Origin of the sequence: Shewanella sp. SP2S2-4 (genome assembly GCF_031932025.1) — a bacterium.
GTDB classification, from domain to species: Bacteria; Pseudomonadota; Gammaproteobacteria; order Enterobacterales; family Shewanellaceae; genus Shewanella; species Shewanella baltica.
This window is the reverse complement of the sequence record NZ_JAUOER010000010.1, coordinates 65,301-83,944: the sequence shown is the minus strand read 5'-3', so window position 1 is coordinate 83,944 and position 18,644 is coordinate 65,301. Positions and strand designations below refer to the sequence as shown.

Here is an 18,644-nt window from a genome sequence, read left to right as displayed (position 1 = left end):
CGACTTCTTTATTGCGACGCTAAGCTTATACTAAGCGGCCAATGACATTGTATGTGTGTGCCTTGGTTTAACAGGCTGCTTATGGTCAGGCTGCCATTAAGATCGTTTTTGAGCCACAGATTGATGCAGGTTAAGGTCCCGAGGCAGAGTTCTTGCTCCAGTTCCTGTCGCAATTGTGCGAGCTGCGCCTCCGTCATACCAATTCCATTATCGATAATACTGATCTGCAGCACGTCGTTCGATTTGTCGATGGCGATGGTGATTTCACGCTGTTCGTTGTGAGTCTTAAAAGCATGATTCAAAGTGTTAGTGATTAAGCGATAGAAGAGTTGCAGATATTGCCAAGCAGGGCCATCGATGATGATGTTTTCCTCACAATTGAGCACTATCTCCACGTTTGCTTTCGCTAATTGCACTTTTAGCAAACCTAAGAGATGGCGCATAAATTGCGCCAGATGTAATGGACGAATATCGTTTTGATGATTGGTCAGTAGCTGGGCAATATGCCGCAATTTCTCTGCCTGAGTGACCATGATTTCGGTGATCTGAGTTCTGTAATTTGCCTCGTCCGTTTGCTGCAGTTGGCAAACTTTGGCGAGTAGCTGATCTTGCTCATGCATGATCTGCGTCATCATTTCAGCTAAGAAGTTTTGCATTAGCTGTTGGCTTTGTTCACGGCTGAGATTGAGTTGATGATGCTTCTCAAGCATTTTAGTTAATGCTTCTTGCTCTTGGTAAAGCTCATTATTATGTTGATTGATAAGGCGAACTTGCTCTTGTAGATGATTGAGCGTCTCGACTTGCCCTAAGAGTAATTTATCCTGTTCTTGCTCTTTAATCTTTTTCAACGTGATATCAAAGGCGATAGCGCCGACCGCAATCACAGTATCGTCATCATCTTTAATCTTAAATTTGGTCACGATATAAATAAGATTCCCCAGTGGCGAGGGGATGGCCTCTTCAAAATTAATGGCTTCGTTATTGTGCAGTACGCGCCGATCATTTTGTTGATACTCGTGGGCAAATTGGCTGGGAAATACCTCAAAATCCGAGGCGCCAATAATGCGTCTGCGTTCTATGCCTAAAATTTCACAATACTTGTCATTCACCAGAATATATTTACCGTGCAGATCTTTGACATAGATAAGGTTTTGGGAAAATTTCAGCAAAGCCCTTAGTTGTTCCTTATGGCGCTTTAATTCAAGTTGGAATAGGTTCTGACTCTGCAATTGTTGCTCTAGGGCAAGATTACTGGCATCTAAACTCGCCATCGCCACTTCAAGTTGCTGAGTGCGCGACAGGAATGTCTTGGCTAATAAGCCAATTTCGTCGTGACTGTCTTTGGCTTTAAGTTCGATAGAGGCGGAATCATTACGCTTTAGGGCTTGGACGATTTCAATAATCGGGGTAATAAACAGCCGATGTTGGAGTAAGAATAGCAGGATCAAGCCTAAAAGTTGGATGCACACTAAATAAATACCAACCTTTTCAACTAAGTGTTTGGCGGTATCTTGCAGTGGCGAAATCGGGGTGACAACTAACACTTTCCAATAGGTATTGGGCATCAAAAATACCGAAACCAGGGACGCCGTTTTCAAAATGGGATCATGGGCTAAGGTCACTGAGGTCAGTAGTTTTGGGGTGGTGAAATGGTTTAAGGCATTGTTATTGACGATGGCGGCTAACATGTCGCGCTCATCTTGATGACTTAGTCGGGTCAAATGTTGCATCTGTTCTTGGGTAAATACGCGCTCGGCCTCGGCTTCTTCGATAAAGGCTTTATCCGCATTGTGTAATGCCGCTTCGATGGGGGTGAAGTCTGGCTGCTGGTCAACGAGATGATTAAAAGTGACAAAGGTGTGGCTGGTATTGGCTTGATGCTGAAGATTATTATTGCCATGGGGATAGGCGAGCACTTGGTTTTGATGATCTAAGGCAATGACATAACCCCTGACATCGACCATAGCATTGCGTAGTAGGACATTGAGCTTTTCTAAACTGATATCCACAGTGGCGGCACCAATAAACTGATGGTCCATCCACATAGCACCTGAGGCCGTGATCATGGACTCATGGGTGGTGGGATCGAAATAAGATTTAGACCAGAAAATTTTGCCCGCGGGGAAATAGCGCGTCGGGCGATACCATTCTTCGGTGTGATAGCTAGGAAACGTATCCTTGTTATAGCTATCAATCGCGACTAACTCGTCGTTTACATTATGGGCCCAGAATAGGCTATCCCGGAATTTTTGCTGATTAAACGCGCCGGGTTCCGGCCAGACGCCACCGCCAGAGATAATGCGCTGTTGGTTATCGAGCATCAGCAAGCTGGGGATGGTTTTCACCAGTTGCTCATGATCATAGCGATAAAGTTTTGCAATACTGGAAATGGAGCCGACAACGGTTTCGACCTGTGAAGTCATTTCCTGCAGTTTGGCTATGATTAACTGGCCATAGTTCTGGTTTAACACGGCTTGTTGATCAAGCACTTGTTGACGCTGAATGCTCAGAATGACCCAAGCTGTGCTGCAAATCAAAATAGCGGCAATGACGAGTTGGATAAGGCTAAATTTGAACGGCAAACTGTTTTGCCATTGGGTTAAGGCAGTGTGTGGCTCAGATGTCGAACTTTTTCCCATAATCACCAGTTTCCAAATCACCACTTTTCATTGAGCCAGTGTAGCGCGTTCTCGCTGTTTTGCTATTGGCATATGCCTAAGTTGCGGGGATTGAATGGGATATGCGGCGGGAATAAGTCGTAAACTGTGAATAAAAGCGTTAATAAAAAGGCAGGGTTGATCCCTGCCTTATCTCAAAGTCGTTATTTATAAAGAGAAGGTTTATTTGAACCACTCAGGATAGGCACAATAAAGAGTAACCAAGCCACTAGGAAGCCACTGAAAGCGACCACCATCCATTCGGCCATGGTTACCCCCATAAAGACCCAAGGCACATCAGTACACATGCCAGTAGGCATCATAATGGAGGGGAACCACTCGTGTAATGGCATCCAAGCTGGGAATTCAGGTAAGAATGAACATGTTGAGAAAGGCGATGGGTTGGTTTGCATGTCTACCAGCGATAGCGCCAGCTTTAATCCCCAAGTCGCACTGACTGCCCAAACAATGGCCGCGAGAATCCTCACGATTCGATATTTTGGCGCCGTCATGCCGATAAGACCAGCCGCTAATAAACCAAAGACAGCAAGTCTTTGATAAATACACATGACGCAGGGGTCGAGTTTCATTATATGTTGAAAATACAGTGCGCTTAACTCTAAGCCGAGGGCTGTGCCTGCGAGAATAAACCAAGATGAACGGGAATGGGCAAAGCGAGTAATAACAGTCAAAGTGAGCTCCATATCAACAAAAAACGCCCTCAGACATGGGGCGTTTTTTGGACTCTACTTATTTAATAAAGTTCAGTCAATAGAGAAGATTAATGTCCGGACACTGTGCCCAACACTTCTTTTGCACTGTGATGGATGATTGTATGGGAATCATAGAAATATTGAGTGGCTTGTTCTAAGAATCCCGTTTGGATCGCCATAACGCCCACAATGGATAGCACGATAGTGTAGGGCAATGCCATCCATACCATTCTGCCATAGGATAAGCGGATCAGCGGTGCTAAGGCTGACGTCAGTAAGAACAAGAACGCCGCTTGACCATTAGGTGTCGCCACCGAAGGTAAGTTAGTTCCGGTATTAATCGCAACGGCCAGTAAGTCGAATTGATCACGGGTGATTTGGCCATTAATCAATGCCGCCTTCACTTCATTGATATACACAGTACCGACGAACACGTTATCACTCACCATAGACAATAATCCGTTGGCGATATAGAAAATCACTAATTGGGTATTGCCTTCATAACCCAGTGCCCATTGGATAACGGGGGCGAATAAATGTTGATCGATAATCACGCCAACAACCGCAAAGAACACCGCTAATAATGCGGTAAAAGGCAGTGCCTCTTCAAAGGCTTTACCAAGGGCATGCTCATCGGTGACGCCATTAAAGGCTGTGGTTAAAATAATCACAGAAAGACCAATTAAGCCCACTGAAGCCAAATGCAAGGCAAGACCTGCGATCAACCATACACCCACTAGGGCTTGGACGATTAACTTCATGTTGTCTTTGTTAGTACGGCGCGCATCTTCATGGGCGGCATATTCACATAAGATCCGATGAACGGCCGTTGGCAATTTAGCGCCATAACCAAAAATACCAAATTTTTCAACTAAGTAGCAGGTTAAGATGCCAGAAATCAATACTGGGACTGTAACAGGTGACATACGTACTGCGAATTCACCAAACTGCCAATTAGCCTGTGCAGCAATGATCAAGTTTTGAGGTTCGCCCACCATAGTACATACACCGCCGAGTGCAGTACCGACACCCGCATGCATTAACAGATTACGCAGGAAGCCACGGAATGCACCGAGTTCTTCTTCGTTTAACTGATCTTCGCCCGCAGCGTTTTTACCTTCGGAGGTATGATCGTGATCGGCACCGAAATCTTTTCCAGAAGCGACCTTGTGGTAAATAGAATAGAAACCCACAGCGACCGCGATAATCACGGCAATAACCGTTAACGCATCTAAAAAGGCAGATAAAAACGCCGATGCCAAACAAAACATTAGTGACACTAAAACTTTAGAACGCACTTTGGTAATAATTTTCGTGAAGCCAAATAGCAGCAATTGCTTCATGAAATAAATACCAGCGACCATAAACACCAAGAGTAATAATACTTCGAGGTTGGCTTCTATTTCATGTAAGACTTGGCTTGCGGATGTCATTCCAATTGCGACAGCTTCAATTGCTAATAATCCGCCAGGCTGTAATGGATAACATTTTAATGCCATTGCTAAGGTAAAAATAAATTCAAGCACCAATACCCAGCCGGCCACGAAGGGGTCGACATAGAAAAAGAGTAGTGGATTGATAATTAAAAATGACAGTATTGCGGTTTTGTACCACTTAGGAGAATTTCCTAAGAAGTTCCCAATAAACGCCTGACTCATTGTCGCCGGCATGGCAGCCTCTCTTCTAATTATGTTAAAAATTGCACGTGTTTAATATCAATACCTGCGTTTGTTAAATCAGTCTAGCCTAAAGAGAAAGCTAATGTAACGAGATACTGATACCCACATTTCAAAAAGCGGAGCTAATCGGCAAAATTGACGTTTGTTGCCTTGATCTTGGTCGTTTTTTTGAGCGATTGTGTGACATTTACACGGCGATAACACAGTGAATTTAAGTGAATGGTTTCCATTTTTTACCGCTCTGGTATGATCAGTGACCATTACGACGCACAACAACTGGATAAGTGGGCTGATGATTATCAATGCCAAAGGACCTGCAAGTTTTGCAGAGAAGTATATTGTGAGATCCATTTGGGATAATAAATTTCCTCCAGGGTCCATTTTACCGGCTGAACGTGAGCTTTCGGAATTGATAGGTGTGACTCGCACCACTCTGCGTGAAGTGCTACAGCGCTTGGCCCGTGACGGTTGGCTGAAAATCCAACACGGTAAACCAACGCGAGTTAACAACTTCTGGGAAACCTCAGGCTTAAACATTCTTGAGACGATTGCCGATCTCAATCCCGAAGGATTTCCGGTATTGGTTGACCAACTCTTGTCAGCCCGTACTAACGTCAGCGCTATCTATTTCCGCGGTGCTTTGCGTTATAACCCAGATACAGCTGTGGATGTGCTCGCCAAAATTCATCAGCTTGAAGATACGGCTGAATCCTATGCCGAATTTGACTATTTATTGCATCACACCTTAGCTTTCTCCTCTGGGAATCCTCTTTACGTATTGATATTAAATGGATTTAAGGGATTGTATAGCCGAGTCGGACGCTATTATTTTACCAGTTCCGATGCGCGTTTATTGGCTTTGAACTTTTACAAAGAATTAGAGCTACTGGCCCAGGCGAAAAATTATCTCGACGTCCCTGCGCTGATGCGCACCTACGGCATGAACAGCGGTAAGATGTGGTTACAATTACGCGATGATATGCCAGCGTCTATCGCACAGGATAATTAATTGCTGCGATTGATGTCGCATTAAAATAGCGATAAATACAAAAAAGCCGTTTCCAATGGAAACGGCTTTTTTATTGTCATCCCAAAACCACCGCCTCTGGCGGTGGTGATTGTTCCTTGAGGCTATAGCCTGAATTACGCCCATGCTAAAAGAGACTTCTTATTCACCACAAGTAAGAGGAAACGAAAAGCATGGGCGATTATAGAAGTTCATCACATGTTTATTGGCGTTGCAAATATCATATTGTTTGGACTCCGAAGTACCGTTTTAAAATATTAAAAGGAAACCTTGGTAAGGAGTTATACAGGTCAATTTATATCCTTTGCAATATGAAGGGTTGTGAGGTTTTAGAATTAAACGTTCAGATAGACCACGTTCACTTGGTAGTCATAATCCCGCCGAAGCTGTCAGTATCAACGCTGATGGGAGTATTGAAAGGAAGAAGTGCGATAAGGCTATTCAATAAATTCCCTCATGTACGTAAAAAGCTATGGGGCAATAGCTTTTGGGCCAGAGGTTATTTTGTAGATACAGTAGGTGTTAATGAAGAAATCATTAGACGATATGTGCGTCATCAAGATAAACAAGATCAGGAACATGAGGCTCAATTGTCGTTGCAGATGATGTAGGTTCTTGGAATAGCCCCTTCTAGGGGCAAGTCAAAGCCGCCTTCTAAGAAGGCGGATTCTTTACTAGGCTTATTATTCTGCTTTAGCCACTTCAGGGCAGGATGCTAATACGGTAATACTCGCATCCGCATTCTTTTGCTCTAAGGTGACAGTAAAACCCCATAATCTATGTAAATGCTTTAATACTTCTTTATGGCTGCTGGCTAAGGGAATATCGTTATTTGGTACATAGCGTAAGGTTAAGGAACGATCACCGTTGATCTCCACATTATGCACTTGGATATTTGGTTCAATGTTCGACAAGTTATATTGCTGTGATAATAACTGGCGAATATCTTGATAACCTTGTTCATCGTGAATGGCCGATACCGACAGATAATTGCGCTTCTCATCATCATGGATACCAAACAACTTAAATTGGCGGATAACTTTAGGTGAAAGATATTGGCTAATAAAGCTTTCGTCTTTAAAGTTTTGCATTGCAAAGTGTAAGGTTTCGACCCAATTGCTGCCGGCAATGTCGGGAAACCAAGCTTTATCTTCATCGGTTGGATTTTCACAAATACGTCGAATGTCGGTGAACATGGCAAAACCTAAAGCATAGGGATTGATGCCACTGTAATAACGACTGTTGTAGTCTGGTTGGGCAACCACACCCGTGTGGCTTTGCAAAAACTCCATCATAAAGCGATCAGTGACCACACCATCGTCGTACAAGTGATTCAAAATAGTGTAGTGCCAGAAGGTGGCCCAGCCTTCGTTCATCACTTGAGTTTGTTTTTGTGGATAAAAATATTGCGCCATTTTACGCACAATACGGATTATTTCTCTTTGCCATGGTTCAAGTAAAGGGGCATTTTTCTCGATGAAATATAAGATGTTTTCCTGCGGTTCTGCGGGGAAACGACGTTTTTTTGTTTGAGACAGTTCTTGGTGTTGGTTGGGTATAGTGCGCCATAAATCATTTACTTGGCTTTGCAGGTACGCTTCGCGATCTTTTTGTCTTGCTTGTTCTTCTCGGAATGATATTTCAGAGGGGCGTTTATAGCGATCCACACCATAGTTCATCAGTGCATGGCAGGAATCTATGACACTTTCGACCTGCTCAACACCGTATTTTTGTTCGCAGTTACTGATGTAGTTTTTAGCAAAAACAAGGTAGTCAATAATCGAGCTCGCATCTGTCCATGTTTTAAATAAGTAGTTGTTTTTAAAAAAGCTATTATGTCCGAAACAGGCGTGGGCGATCACCAGAGCCTGCATTGTGATGGTGTTTTCCTCCATAAGGTAGGCAATACAGGGGTTAGAATTAATCACAATTTCGTAGGCAAGCCCCATTTGGCCGCGCTTGTAACCTTGCTCGGTTTCGATAAAACGTTTGCCAAAGGACCAATGGGTGTAACCTATGGGCATACCAATGCCCGCATAAGCATCCATCATCTGCTCAGCGGTGATGACTTCAATTTGATTTGGGTAAGTGCTGAGCTTATACAATGCTGCTACCCGTTCAATTTCCTTGAGGTAGTCCTGCAGTAGCTCGAAGCTCCAGTCAGGACCATCGCTCAGTGGTGTCCAAGGTGTTGATTTAGTTATCCCCATAGTGCCCCCTTAAACCGCTTGTTTCTTGAATAGCTCCCTAAAGACAGGGTAAATATCTTCGGCTTGACGTATATGCTGCACGGCGATGTTGTCGTAATGCTGTTGCAGGGATTCATATTCACGCCACAGGGTTTGATGGGCGCGATTGGTGATTTCGATGTAGCTGTAGTAGCGCACCAGTGGCAAGATTTTTTGTTCTAACAATTGCCTACAGGTAGGTGAATCGTCGGCCCAGTTATCACCGTCGGATGCTTGGGCTGCGTAAATATTCCACTCATCGGCGGGGTAGCGAGCTTGTTGAATTTCATGCATTAATTTCAATGCACTCGATACTATAGTGCCACCCGTTTCTTGGGAGTAGAAGAACTCATGTTCATCGACTTCTTTAGCTTGGGTATGGTGACGAATATAGACCACTTCTAAGTTTTTATAGGTACGGGTGAGGAACAGATACAGCAAGATATAGAAGCGTTTTGCCATATCTTTAGTTGCCTGATCCATAGAACCAGACACATCCATCAAGCAGAACATCACAGCTTGGCTAGAAGGGATTTCCCGTTTGGCATAGTTATTAAAGCGCAGATCGAAGGTATCGATAAACGGCACTCTGGCAATTTTTTGTTTTAACTCCTCAATTTGGGCTTTTAAATCCAAAATCAACTCGGCCTTAGTGCCTGGAATATTTTCCAGCTCGGCAAGTTCTTGTTCTAACTCTTTTAATAGTTTCTTTTTACTTGCCGACATCGCAATGCGACGTGCCAGTGATGAGCGTAATGAACGGACAATATTGATGTTAGCGGGGACGCCATCATTGGTGAATCCCGCACGGTAGATTTGGTATTCCACCAGTTTATTAAGGCGATTTTTTTGTAGATTGGGGAGTTCTAAGTCCTCAAACAATAACTCTAGATACTCGTCTTTAGAGATTTCGAACACAAAGTCATCGTCGCCTTCACCCGAGTTTGAGGCCTCGCCTTTGCCCGAACCGCCGCCAGAGCCACCGGGTGGTCGGTCAATTTTATCGCCACGGGTAAATTGGTCATTACCGGGATGCACTCTGTCCCTGACACCGCCTTTGCCTTGGTGAAACATAGGTTCACTGATATCCCGAGTGGGAATACTGATTTTTTCGCCTTTATCTACATCCGTTACGCTGCGGCGAGTCACTGCATCGCTGACGGCTTTTTTAATTTGTTGCTTATATCTATTGATAAAGCGTTGGCGGTTTACTGTGCTTTTTCCTTTCGCATTCAACCGTCTATCGATAAAGTTCGCCATACGCACCTCCCAAAACCCAGCGAAGGCTTTGGCAACACCAAAGCCCTGTACTTAGTTAGCGCAAGTTTAAGAAGATTTACGAACCCGTAAATACCACTCAGACAAGAGTCGGACTTGTTTTTTGGTATAACCTTTCTCCATCATACGATTGACGAAATCATCGTGTTTGCGTTGATCGTCATTCGACGTTTTGGCGTTAAAGGAAATAACAGGCAGTAAATCTTCTGTGTTGGAGAACATTTTCTTCTCGATCACAGTGCGAAGTTTCTCGTAGCTGGTCCAGAGCGGATTGTTACCCTCATGGTTCGCGCGGGCGCGCAGCACAAAGTTGACGATTTCATTACGGAAATCTTTAGGATTGCTGATCCCCGCGGGCTTCTCAATTTTCTCTAGTTCAGCATTGAGGGCGGCACGGTCGAATAGCTGACCCGTTTCTGGATCGCGGTATTCTTGATCTTGGATCCAAAAATCGGCGTAAGTGACATAGCGGTCGAAGATATTTTGGCCGTATTCAGAGTAAGACTCTAAGTAAGCGGTTTGAATTTCTTTACCGATAAACTCCACATATTTAGGGATCAAATAACCTTTTAGAAACTCCAGATAGCGTTCGGCGGTATCGCCGGGGAACTGTTCTTGTTCAATTTGCCGTTCGAGCACATAGAATAAATGCACTGGGTTAGCGGCGATTTCTGAATGGTCGAAGTTAAATACCCGCGACAAAATCTTAAAGGCGAAACGGGTGGATAGCCCATTCATGCCTTCATCGACACCCGCGTAATCACGGTATTCTTGGTAAGACTTAGCCTTAGGATCGGTATCTTTCAGGCTTTCACCGTCATACACCCGCATCTTAGAGTAGGTGGAGGAGTTTTCAGGTGGCTTGATGCGCGACAACACACTAAATTGCGCTAGGGTTTCTAAGGTCCCTGGAGCACAGGGCGCTTTTGATAACTCAGAGTTTATCAGCAGTTTTTGATAGATTTGCAGTTCTTCCGAAACCCGTAAACAGTAGGGCACTTTGACGATGTAAACACGGTCGAGGAAGGCTTCGTTGTTTTTATTGTTTTTGAAGGTTGACCATTCTGATTCATTTGAGTGAGCCAGAATAATCCCGCTATACGGCAGGGCCGATAAGCCTTCAGTGCCGTTATAGTTGCCTTCTTGCGTCGCAGTTAGTAGTGGATGCAGCACTTTAATCGGTGCCTTAAACATCTCGACGAATTCCATCACCCCTTGGTTTGCGCGGCACAATGCACCCGAATAAGCGTAAGCATCGGCATCATCTTGGGAGAAATGCTCAAGCTGACGAATATCCACTTTACCGACGAGGGAGGAAATATCTTGGTTGTTTTCATCACCGGGTTCAGTTTTTGCTATCGCCACTTGGTCCAGAATCGATGGAAAAACTTTCACCACCCGAAATTTGGAGATATCACCACCAAACTCATGCAGACGTTTTACCGCCCAAGGCGACATGATGGTTTTGAGATAGCGGTTGGGAATGTTGAACTCATCTTTTAACAGCTGACCATCTTCTTCTAAATCGAATAGACAGAAGGGATGATCGTTGACAGGGCTACGTACCCCATTTGCGCTCAGAATATAAATGGGCACTTTTTGCATGAGGGCTTTGAGTTTTTCGGCCAGCGATGATTTACCGCCGCCCACTGGGCCCAGTAGGTATAAAATTTGTTTGGATTCTTCTAATCCTTGAGCCGAGTGCTTTAGATAAGCCACGATTTGCTCTATGGCATCTTCCATGCCGAAGAAATCTTTAAATGCGGGATAACGTGAAATAAGTCGATTCGAAAAAATACGGCTAAGTGTTGGATTTTTTGCGGTATCAATGACTTCTGCTTCACCGATTGCAAGCAGTAGTCGCTCAGATGCTGACATGTAAGCGCTGCGATCTCCCTTGCAGATATCCAGAAACTCTTGCAAAGAATATTCTTCATCGAGTTTTTGTTCGTAGCGCTTTTGGTAATGCTCGAAAATGCCCATATAAACCCCCTGAAACGCCAGTGATGTCATGGAACGGATAACTGGCTAACCAGCCTCCTACTCTAATCTTAGACATAAACTCACTATCTGTGTCAAAAAAATATCAAATAAAACAATAACAAATAGTTGCAAACGCAATTATTGCACTTGTAGTTTACGGCGGGGTAATCTGCGGGATAAGGGATGAACGGCAAATGAGGGGTATAAAAAAAGAGCCACTAGGGCTCTTTTTACTGGGATTAACTCACTGCTCGTACAGCAGTCAACTACGTTAGGTTAAATGAATTAACCAGCGAAGTTTTGGTTAACGAAGTCCCAGTTAACTAATTGCCAGAAGTGGGCAAGGTAGTCAGGACGCACGTTACGGTAATCGATGTAGTAAGCGTGTTCCCACACATCCACAGTCAGGATTGGTGTGACTGTGCTGTCAGTCAGTGGCGTTGCAGCATTGCTAGTGTTAACGATAGCAAGTGTGCCATCGGCTTTTTTCACTAACCATGTCCAAGCGCTACCGAAGTTGTTTACTGCTGAATCAGTAAATTGGGCTTTGAATGCGTCGAATGAACCGAAAGCAGCATTGATTGCATCAGCAACTGGGCCAGTTGGCTCGCCGCCAGCATTTGGTGCTAGGCAGTTCCAGTAGAAAGTGTGGTTCCACACTTGAGCTGCGTTATTGAATACGCCACCCGTAGAAGTTTTGATGATATCTTCTAAAGATTTACCAGCGAAATCCGTTCCTTCGATTAAGCCGTTTAGCTTAACAACATAAGTGTTGTGATGCTTGCCGTAGTGGTATTCAATGGTTTCTTGAGAAATGTGTGGTTCTAGTGCGTTCTTTGCATATGGTAATGCGGGTAATTCGAAAGCCATTAGTATCTCTCCATGGTCTTAGGTTATCGTTTTTAAACGTGCTCACTTAGGACTATTGTACCGATAAAATTTGTGATGTGAATCATTGTTTAGCTAATTGACTAGATAGACGCCATCGAAAAATCAAATGTCGGCATAACCTTACAAACTGTGGGATTTTGTTCTGCCTCTAGCTGACGTACAATAGCAGCATTGAGTCAATGTCATCCTACTTAGGAATCAAAATGGAAACAGTAGAGAAAATTAAGCAACAGATCACGGAAAACCCTATCATTGTTTATATGAAAGGTTCTCCAAAGTTGCCTAGCTGTGGCTTCTCGTCACAGGTCGCTCAGATCATGATTAACTGCGGTGAGCAGTTTGCATTCGTGGATATTCTTCAGCATCCAGACATTCGCGCAGAATTACCTAAGTTTGCTAACTGGCCGACTTTCCCACAATTGTGGATTGAAGGTGAGTTGATCGGTGGCTGTGATATCGTCGTGGACATGTTCCAAAAAGGCGAATTACAACCTTTGATTAAAGCCGCTGCCGCTAAGATCAAGACTGAAGAATAAGCGTTAATGCTTATTTTATAATTATGAATGAAAAAGCCGCTATGATTATTATCATGGCGGCTTTTTTGTCGCTGCTTTTCAAAGAGCTATCGCTACAAAAAACATGACAACAAACACTTCAATAAAACGACGATTCCTCAAATAACGACTAGTGAGGGGGGATATCAGACTCATTGTGTTTATCGTGAGGCTTGGTCGCAGGCAATAATAAGTTCATGGTAATCGCGACAATACCGCACAAGCTGATACCGGTCAGACTGAATGAACCTATGCCAAATGCCATGCCGCCGATACCAAAGACTAAGGTGACTCCGACAATGCTTAAATTACGCGGCTCAGACAAATCCACATGATTGCGAATAAGGGTGTTGAGGCCAACGGCTGCAATTGAGCCGAATAACAAACACATAATACCGCCCATGACTGGGACGGGAATGGTTTGCATCAGCGCACCTAGTTTGCCGACAAAGGCCAACGTGATGGCGGTAATGGCGGTCCAAGTCATAATTTTTGGATCAAAATTGCGCGTTAGGGTTACAGCACCAGTGACTTCTGAGTAAGTCGTGTTTGGGGGGCCACCGAAGGCCGCTGCGGCAATTGTAGCGACACCGTCTCCCGTTAGTGTGCGGTGTAGGCCAGGTTTTTTCATAAAATCTTTACCTGTAACATTGGATATCGCCAGAATATCACCTATATGTTCAACCGCCGGAGCGATTGCCACTGGGATCATAAAGGCGATAGCATGCCAGTTAAATTCGGGTGCGACAAATTTAGGAATCGCAATCCAACTGGCGGCAGTCACAACCGCAAAGTCAACAATACCAAAGGCAAGACTTAAGCCGTAGCCCACAATAATCCCTGCTAAAATCGGCATGACTTTGAGTAAGCCCTTGGCAAAAATTGCCACTGCTATTGTGGTACAGAGTGACGCGAGTGAAATAAATAGCGCAGTATTGGTGTCAACAAGGGTCAAGCTACCATCGCCACTTTTCCCCAATGCCATATTCACGGCAACTGGAGCTAGGCCAAGGCCGATGATAATGATCACAGGACCCACTACCACAGGCGGTAATAGCCTATGGATGAAGTCGGTGCCGCGCACTTTGACCAAGGCGCCGAGCATGACGTAGACCACGCCCGCGGCCATAATGCCGCCCATGGTGGAGGGAATTCCCCAAGTCTGCACGCCATAGAGTATGGGGGCGATAAAGGCGAAGGATGAGGCAAGGAAGATAGGCACTTGGCGTTTAGTGATCAATTGGAACAGTAGGGTACCGATACCTGCGGTAAACAATGCCACACTAGTGTCGAGTCCTGTCAGCAGCGGCATTAACACTAGGGCACCGAAGGCCACAAACAGCATTTGTGCGCCCTGTAGGGGGATAGCGAGTCGTCTCATTTATTATTCTCGTTAATTTTAGGGTAAACCGCCAGATGATATCAGTTTGTTGGATTTTCAGCAGAAGAAAATCGCCCGTTTTGCCGATTCGGATCACTGTTTGGGTTTTCCATGCCATGGTTGGCACTGAAATGGGGCTAAATTTTGCCAAGACTCGCTTAAGGCGCTAACTATGGTACAATTTGCCCCATCTGACGTTACTTCAACTACTCAAAGATGCTGAAATTCCTATTGAAGCCGAGCTTAATTGCATTTCTATATTGTCTGTTCACGATTAATAGCGTCAATGCTGTTGAGGTGAGTAAATTAGATGAGGCCAATGTGCCTGTGTCTTCGCGCGCGGTTGCAGAACGCGACAAAGCCTTAAAAAGTGCACTTGAGCAAGTCATTATCAAGAACACTGGCACGGCGCGATCCCTCGATAACAGTCTGATCCAATCTCAGCTCAGTAATCCTGATACCTTGCTGAGCCAGTATGGTTATATCGAGCAGAATGGCCAATTACTGTTAACGGCCAGTTTTGAACACCGTCGCATCGTGGCGCTACTGCGTCAGGCGCAATTACCGGTTTGGGGAACACAACGCCCGCTGACCTTATTTTGGGTCGCAATGCCAGGTGATGGCGACACTGTGATATTGGGTGACTCGTCTGCGTTAGCCGAACGTAAACTCTTTAGTGATTTTTCCGATGCACGTGGTATTCCGGTACTTTTGCCTATCTTAGATCTTGATGAGTTGATGGGGATTAACCCTAACGATATCAAAGGTATGTTTGCCGATATCGTGGCCGGTGTCTCCGGCCGCTATCAAGCTGACTTTTTGGCGCTGGTGGCGATTGATGCCGCTGGCAGTCAAGTTCGTTATCGTTTAAATCTCTATACTAAGGCCACCATTGACTCTTTGACGCCACCGTTATTCAGCTACAACGGCACTGCTGAAAATTCGACTCAGGCGATTGAAGCCATGATGGCGGCGTTAGGCGAATACTATTTTACTAAGTACGCGATTGCCGATACTGGTACACAGCAAGGCGCGAGTGTCACTTTTGTTAATATTCAAAAAATGGCGCAATTAGTTGAAGTTGAAAAATATTTGAAGCAACTTAGCGCGATTAAAAATGCCACGTTAACGCATATTCAAGGCCATACCGCGATCTTCTCGTTAGATTTGTTTGGCTCAGAAACGGATTTACAACGTTTATTAAGCTTAGAGCCGCGGATTTCTGTGGTCGCACCTGTGAGTGCGGGGGAATTTAGCCCTGTCTCTAACCAAACAGGCAAGCCTGTATATGAATGGCGTTTACCTTAAGATGTTATCGGCCGTGCTGAGTTATGCTAAGCACGGCATTGTTTTTATTTGATATTGAGAAGACCGAGTGCCCTTAAACTCACCTCTGCAACTCTCGTTACCTGTGCATTTGCCAGATGACGAAACCTTTAATAGTTATTACCCCGCCGCGGGTAATGATGAACTTATTCAAAAACTGAGAGCCAATGCCGAAGGACAGGGTGAAGCCGCCATTTATTTGTGGGGCCCAGTTAAATCGGGTCGAACTCATTTAATGCACGCCGCTTGTGCTCACGCCAACGAAGTTGAGCGTCGCAGCTTTTATATTCCCTTAGGCATACATGCGAGCATTTCGACCGCATTGCTTGAAGGACTAGAACAGTTAGATTTAGTCTGTATCGATGATGTCGATGCCATCGCTGGTCACCCCGTCTGGGAAGAAGCGATTTTTGATCTCTACAACCGCGTCGCCGAACATAAAAATTGTGCTTTAGTGGTCAGTGGCAGTTCGTCACCTGCGGACGCGGGTTTCCTGTTACCTGATCTCGTTTCACGCATGCAGTGGGGGTTGAATTATCAACTACAACCTATGGCTGATGATGAAAAGCTTGCCGCTCTGCAACGCCGCGCCGCTATGCGTGGTCTGCAATTACCGGAAGACGTTGGGCGTTTTTTGTTGAACCGAATGGCGCGGGATTTACGTACCTTGTTCGATGTATTGGATAAGTTAGATAAAGCCTCATTAGTGCATCAGCGCAAGCTCACTATTCCCTTTGCCAAAGAGATGCTGCATCTATAAAAGCATGATTGGTTAGAGACACGGTTTGAGTGGTTTTGAATTAGCCTTGAGCGATGTAAACGCTAGAAAATGTAAAAAACCTAATACCTAACAATCAAAAGCCCGTCATGCTGAATGCAGACGGGCTTTTTGTTTATTTAAAGCTTAAACACTCTATTGCTGAGGATGTCGGTGACGGTCGCCACTTAAGCGAAGTTCAGGCTCAAAGCGTGGTTCTGCATCACGTGCTGGAGCATTGTTTTGGCCTTTGAGCTGTGCATTCGTAGGTGATATAGCGAGCGTTTGACGCCAGCTTTGACCTTGGATCATGGCAATCGGTTCGGGCAGACTTTCAATCAGACTGATGCCATCAAGCTCTGGCAGAATGTCATCAATCACCAGTGCAGCGCGATTCTCTAGGCTGTCTTGTGCAATTCTACCTCTTTGTCCCCAGTCAATAATCAGCGTATCAGCGGTTAACACCGCAGGTTTATTGGTGACGGCGACATCACGTAATATTTGATAGCGATAACTCATCATAGCTTCTTCAAACAGCATAGCCGTGTCTTCACGGGTGCTGGAATAGGCATAGAAGTCACTGGCGATATCGGTAGAAAAGAAAGTGCTCACATCCGATGGTTGATAGGCTTTTTGCACATTATTCGCCGCTGCGCCGAGGAAACGGACATTGGCAAGTCCCATCATTTCATCACTCATTAATGGATAATTGCTGCTGACTTGATCGGATATCAGGCTCTTGTTGGCATTGCGGCGACTGTAATCATCTAGCAGTCTTGGTCCTGTGAGTGAGGCATGTACGCTGCGGGGGAAGAAGTCATTGGCATGGGCAAGCTCGTGATACAGCAATGAGGCTAGATCGGGATTGATTTGCGCTAACGTGCGGTCTGCTCTGACGGTGATAGGTACGCCAAGTGACGCATATTGATTGTCTTTCACATAACGCCAAGGCATCAAAAAGTTAAGATCATCACCAAAATTACTGCGGTAATCCGGCGCTTCATTAATGGTGTCGCGCTGGCTTGGCGTAAGCCATAAATCGTCGGGATCGAGATAAATTGCTCCTGTAACGACCCAATAGAAGGAAGGGCGCACATCATAGCTAATCACTACGGCCGTGACGGATTGTAACAGGCGAGCAAAATCGCTGTTGGGGTCCATCTGAGCTAAAAAGGCGGCAAAATTATCGCCCATCCAATCGTGGGAAACCAGTACACGATTAAGAATAGTCTCGCGATTTAGATCGCTTGAGGTTTGGCCTATCAAAGGTAAGGTATTGATAGTGCAGCTATCATTAAGTTGATTGGAGTAAACACAGCCCGCTAACACATTGGCGTAAGGTGAGGCTGGACGATAGGCGTGGGTGCGTGCCACTGGGGTATCGAAATATTGCGAGCTGGTCGCCGGTGCCGCGGTTGTTAGCACAAAAGCATCATCACTGAGTGGATTACCGTTGATACTGGCGTTCACTTTGAGCCGAGTGATTGTATCTTGGGCGACCGTTGGCGCGGTAAATAAAGGCCTAAACGGATCGCTTACATCGACCATTAAATCTGGGCCAGACGCCACGCACCAAGAGATATTCGCAGCGCTTAATCCTGATTGTTGTCCGAGCCTTAAGCTGACATTGTTACCTTCAACCACTTGGTGATCTTGGCGAACGTTCAGTATAGCCGACGATGCGGGGTCGACATTAATGCCGATTTCTCCGCTGACATCTAGATTACTTCCCGTCATATGCAAGCTAAAACGGTAGTCGCCAGCGGTAGGAGCATCGAATGCTAATACAGGACTGTTTTGACTGACTAATTGTATGTTCGGCCCATCGATTTGCTGCCAGCGAAAGGTTAAGTTTTGGCTATCGCGATTAAGGATGTTGGCAATGATGGCACTGGATTGGCCTGCCACATAAGTCGGTTCAGTTTGAAAACGGATTGAGGATGATGTGGTAACAAGGAGCGGCGAAATGTTATCTGTGCAGCGTGGCAGTGAGGTGGAGGGGGGCGTTACTCCGCCATTATCTGTTTTGCTATCTCCACCGCCTCCGCACGCCATTAGTAGGCTAGAGCAGGCCATTAATCCTAAAAGCTTCAGTGGTATAGATATCCCCATTACAGCATTCTCCCTTGTTAACTCAGCAGTGCGATTAGACTTTTTGTGACTCACGGGA

Annotated in this window: 14 protein-coding genes; 5 read left to right on the top strand and 9 right to left on the bottom strand. The window is 45.2% G+C overall.

The window, feature by feature from the left end:
• Window positions 1–8: 8 nt before the first annotated feature.
• From Q4Q54_RS10110 to nhaB, 3 genes are all read right to left on the bottom strand, one after another.
• On the bottom strand, window positions 9–2,639 hold the full coding sequence (locus Q4Q54_RS10110; RefSeq protein WP_311988377.1) for a PAS domain-containing protein: 2,631 nt from the start codon (window positions 2,637–2,639) through the stop codon (window positions 9–11).
• A gap of 182 nt (window positions 2,640–2,821) precedes the next feature.
• Window positions 2,822–3,349, bottom strand: coding sequence for a disulfide bond formation protein DsbB (gene dsbB / locus Q4Q54_RS10105; protein WP_012587866.1), 528 nt, complete (start codon window positions 3,347–3,349; stop codon window positions 2,822–2,824).
• Between the two features lie 89 nt (window positions 3,350–3,438).
• A complete protein-coding gene (gene nhaB, locus Q4Q54_RS10100) occupies window positions 3,439–5,040 on the bottom strand; it encodes a sodium/proton antiporter NhaB (RefSeq protein WP_006081283.1) in 1,602 nt (533 codons plus the stop codon).
• Window positions 5,041–5,341: 301 nt separating this feature from the next.
• Between nhaB and fadR the strand changes: the two genes are divergently transcribed.
• Both fadR and tnpA read left to right on the top strand, forming a co-directional pair.
• Window positions 5,342–6,058, top strand: a complete 717-nt coding sequence (gene fadR, locus Q4Q54_RS10095; protein ID WP_006081284.1) for a fatty acid metabolism transcriptional regulator FadR — start codon at window positions 5,342–5,344, stop codon at window positions 6,056–6,058.
• A gap of 191 nt (window positions 6,059–6,249) precedes the next feature.
• A complete protein-coding gene (gene tnpA / locus Q4Q54_RS10090) occupies window positions 6,250–6,687 on the top strand; it encodes an IS200/IS605-like element ISSod23 family transposase (RefSeq protein ID WP_012088248.1) in 438 nt (145 codons plus the stop codon).
• Window positions 6,688–6,759: 72 nt separating this feature from the next.
• Here the strand turns inward: tnpA and Q4Q54_RS10085 are convergent, their stop codons facing one another.
• The 4 genes from Q4Q54_RS10085 to sodB all read right to left on the bottom strand — a co-directional run bounded on the left by Q4Q54_RS10085 (window position 6,760) and on the right by sodB (window position 12,435).
• Entirely contained in the window at window positions 6,760–8,286 is a 1,527-nt protein-coding gene (locus Q4Q54_RS10085) for a SpoVR family protein (protein WP_259512880.1), read from the bottom strand.
• Between the two features lie 9 nt (window positions 8,287–8,295).
• On the bottom strand, window positions 8,296–9,564 hold the full coding sequence (locus Q4Q54_RS10080) for a YeaH/YhbH family protein (RefSeq protein ID WP_063883574.1): 1,269 nt from the start codon (window positions 9,562–9,564) through the stop codon (window positions 8,296–8,298).
• A 66-nt stretch (window positions 9,565–9,630) separates the two neighbouring features.
• On the bottom strand, window positions 9,631–11,565 hold the full coding sequence (locus tag Q4Q54_RS10075) for a PrkA family serine protein kinase (protein ID WP_006081287.1): 1,935 nt from the start codon (window positions 11,563–11,565) through the stop codon (window positions 9,631–9,633).
• Between the two features lie 285 nt (window positions 11,566–11,850).
• The gene (sodB, locus tag Q4Q54_RS10070; protein WP_220776283.1) at window positions 11,851–12,435 is read right to left on the bottom strand and encodes a superoxide dismutase [Fe]; all 585 of its coding nucleotides are present in this window, start codon (window positions 12,433–12,435) and stop codon (window positions 11,851–11,853) included.
• A gap of 224 nt (window positions 12,436–12,659) precedes the next feature.
• On the opposite strand from sodB, the gene grxD reads away from it, so the two are divergent.
• A complete protein-coding gene (gene grxD / locus Q4Q54_RS10065) occupies window positions 12,660–12,992 on the top strand; it encodes a Grx4 family monothiol glutaredoxin (protein ID WP_011846572.1) in 333 nt (110 codons plus the stop codon).
• A 148-nt stretch (window positions 12,993–13,140) separates the two neighbouring features.
• Here the strand turns inward: grxD and Q4Q54_RS10060 are convergent, their stop codons facing one another.
• Complete coding sequence (locus Q4Q54_RS10060; protein ID WP_311988376.1) at window positions 13,141–14,391, bottom strand: uracil-xanthine permease family protein; 1,251 nt, start codon at window positions 14,389–14,391, stop codon at window positions 13,141–13,143.
• 216 nt (window positions 14,392–14,607) lie between these two features.
• Between Q4Q54_RS10060 and Q4Q54_RS10055 the strand changes: the two genes are divergently transcribed.
• Together Q4Q54_RS10055 and hda are read left to right on the top strand one after the other, a co-directional pair.
• Window positions 14,608–15,699 (top strand): DUF2066 domain-containing protein, encoded by a 1,092-nt coding sequence (locus Q4Q54_RS10055; RefSeq protein ID WP_311988374.1) that lies wholly within the window; start codon window positions 14,608–14,610, stop codon window positions 15,697–15,699.
• A 67-nt stretch (window positions 15,700–15,766) separates the two neighbouring features.
• Window positions 15,767–16,477 carry a DnaA inactivator Hda gene (gene hda / locus Q4Q54_RS10050; protein ID WP_006081292.1) on the top strand — a complete coding sequence of 237 codons (711 nt, stop codon included), beginning with the start codon at window positions 15,767–15,769 and terminating at the stop codon, window positions 16,475–16,477.
• 153 nt (window positions 16,478–16,630) lie between these two features.
• On the opposite strand, the gene Q4Q54_RS10045 is transcribed toward hda, so the two are convergent.
• Window positions 16,631–18,586, bottom strand: a complete 1,956-nt coding sequence (locus Q4Q54_RS10045) for a hypothetical protein (protein WP_311988372.1) — start codon at window positions 18,584–18,586, stop codon at window positions 16,631–16,633.
• Window positions 18,587–18,644 lie beyond the last annotated feature (58 nt).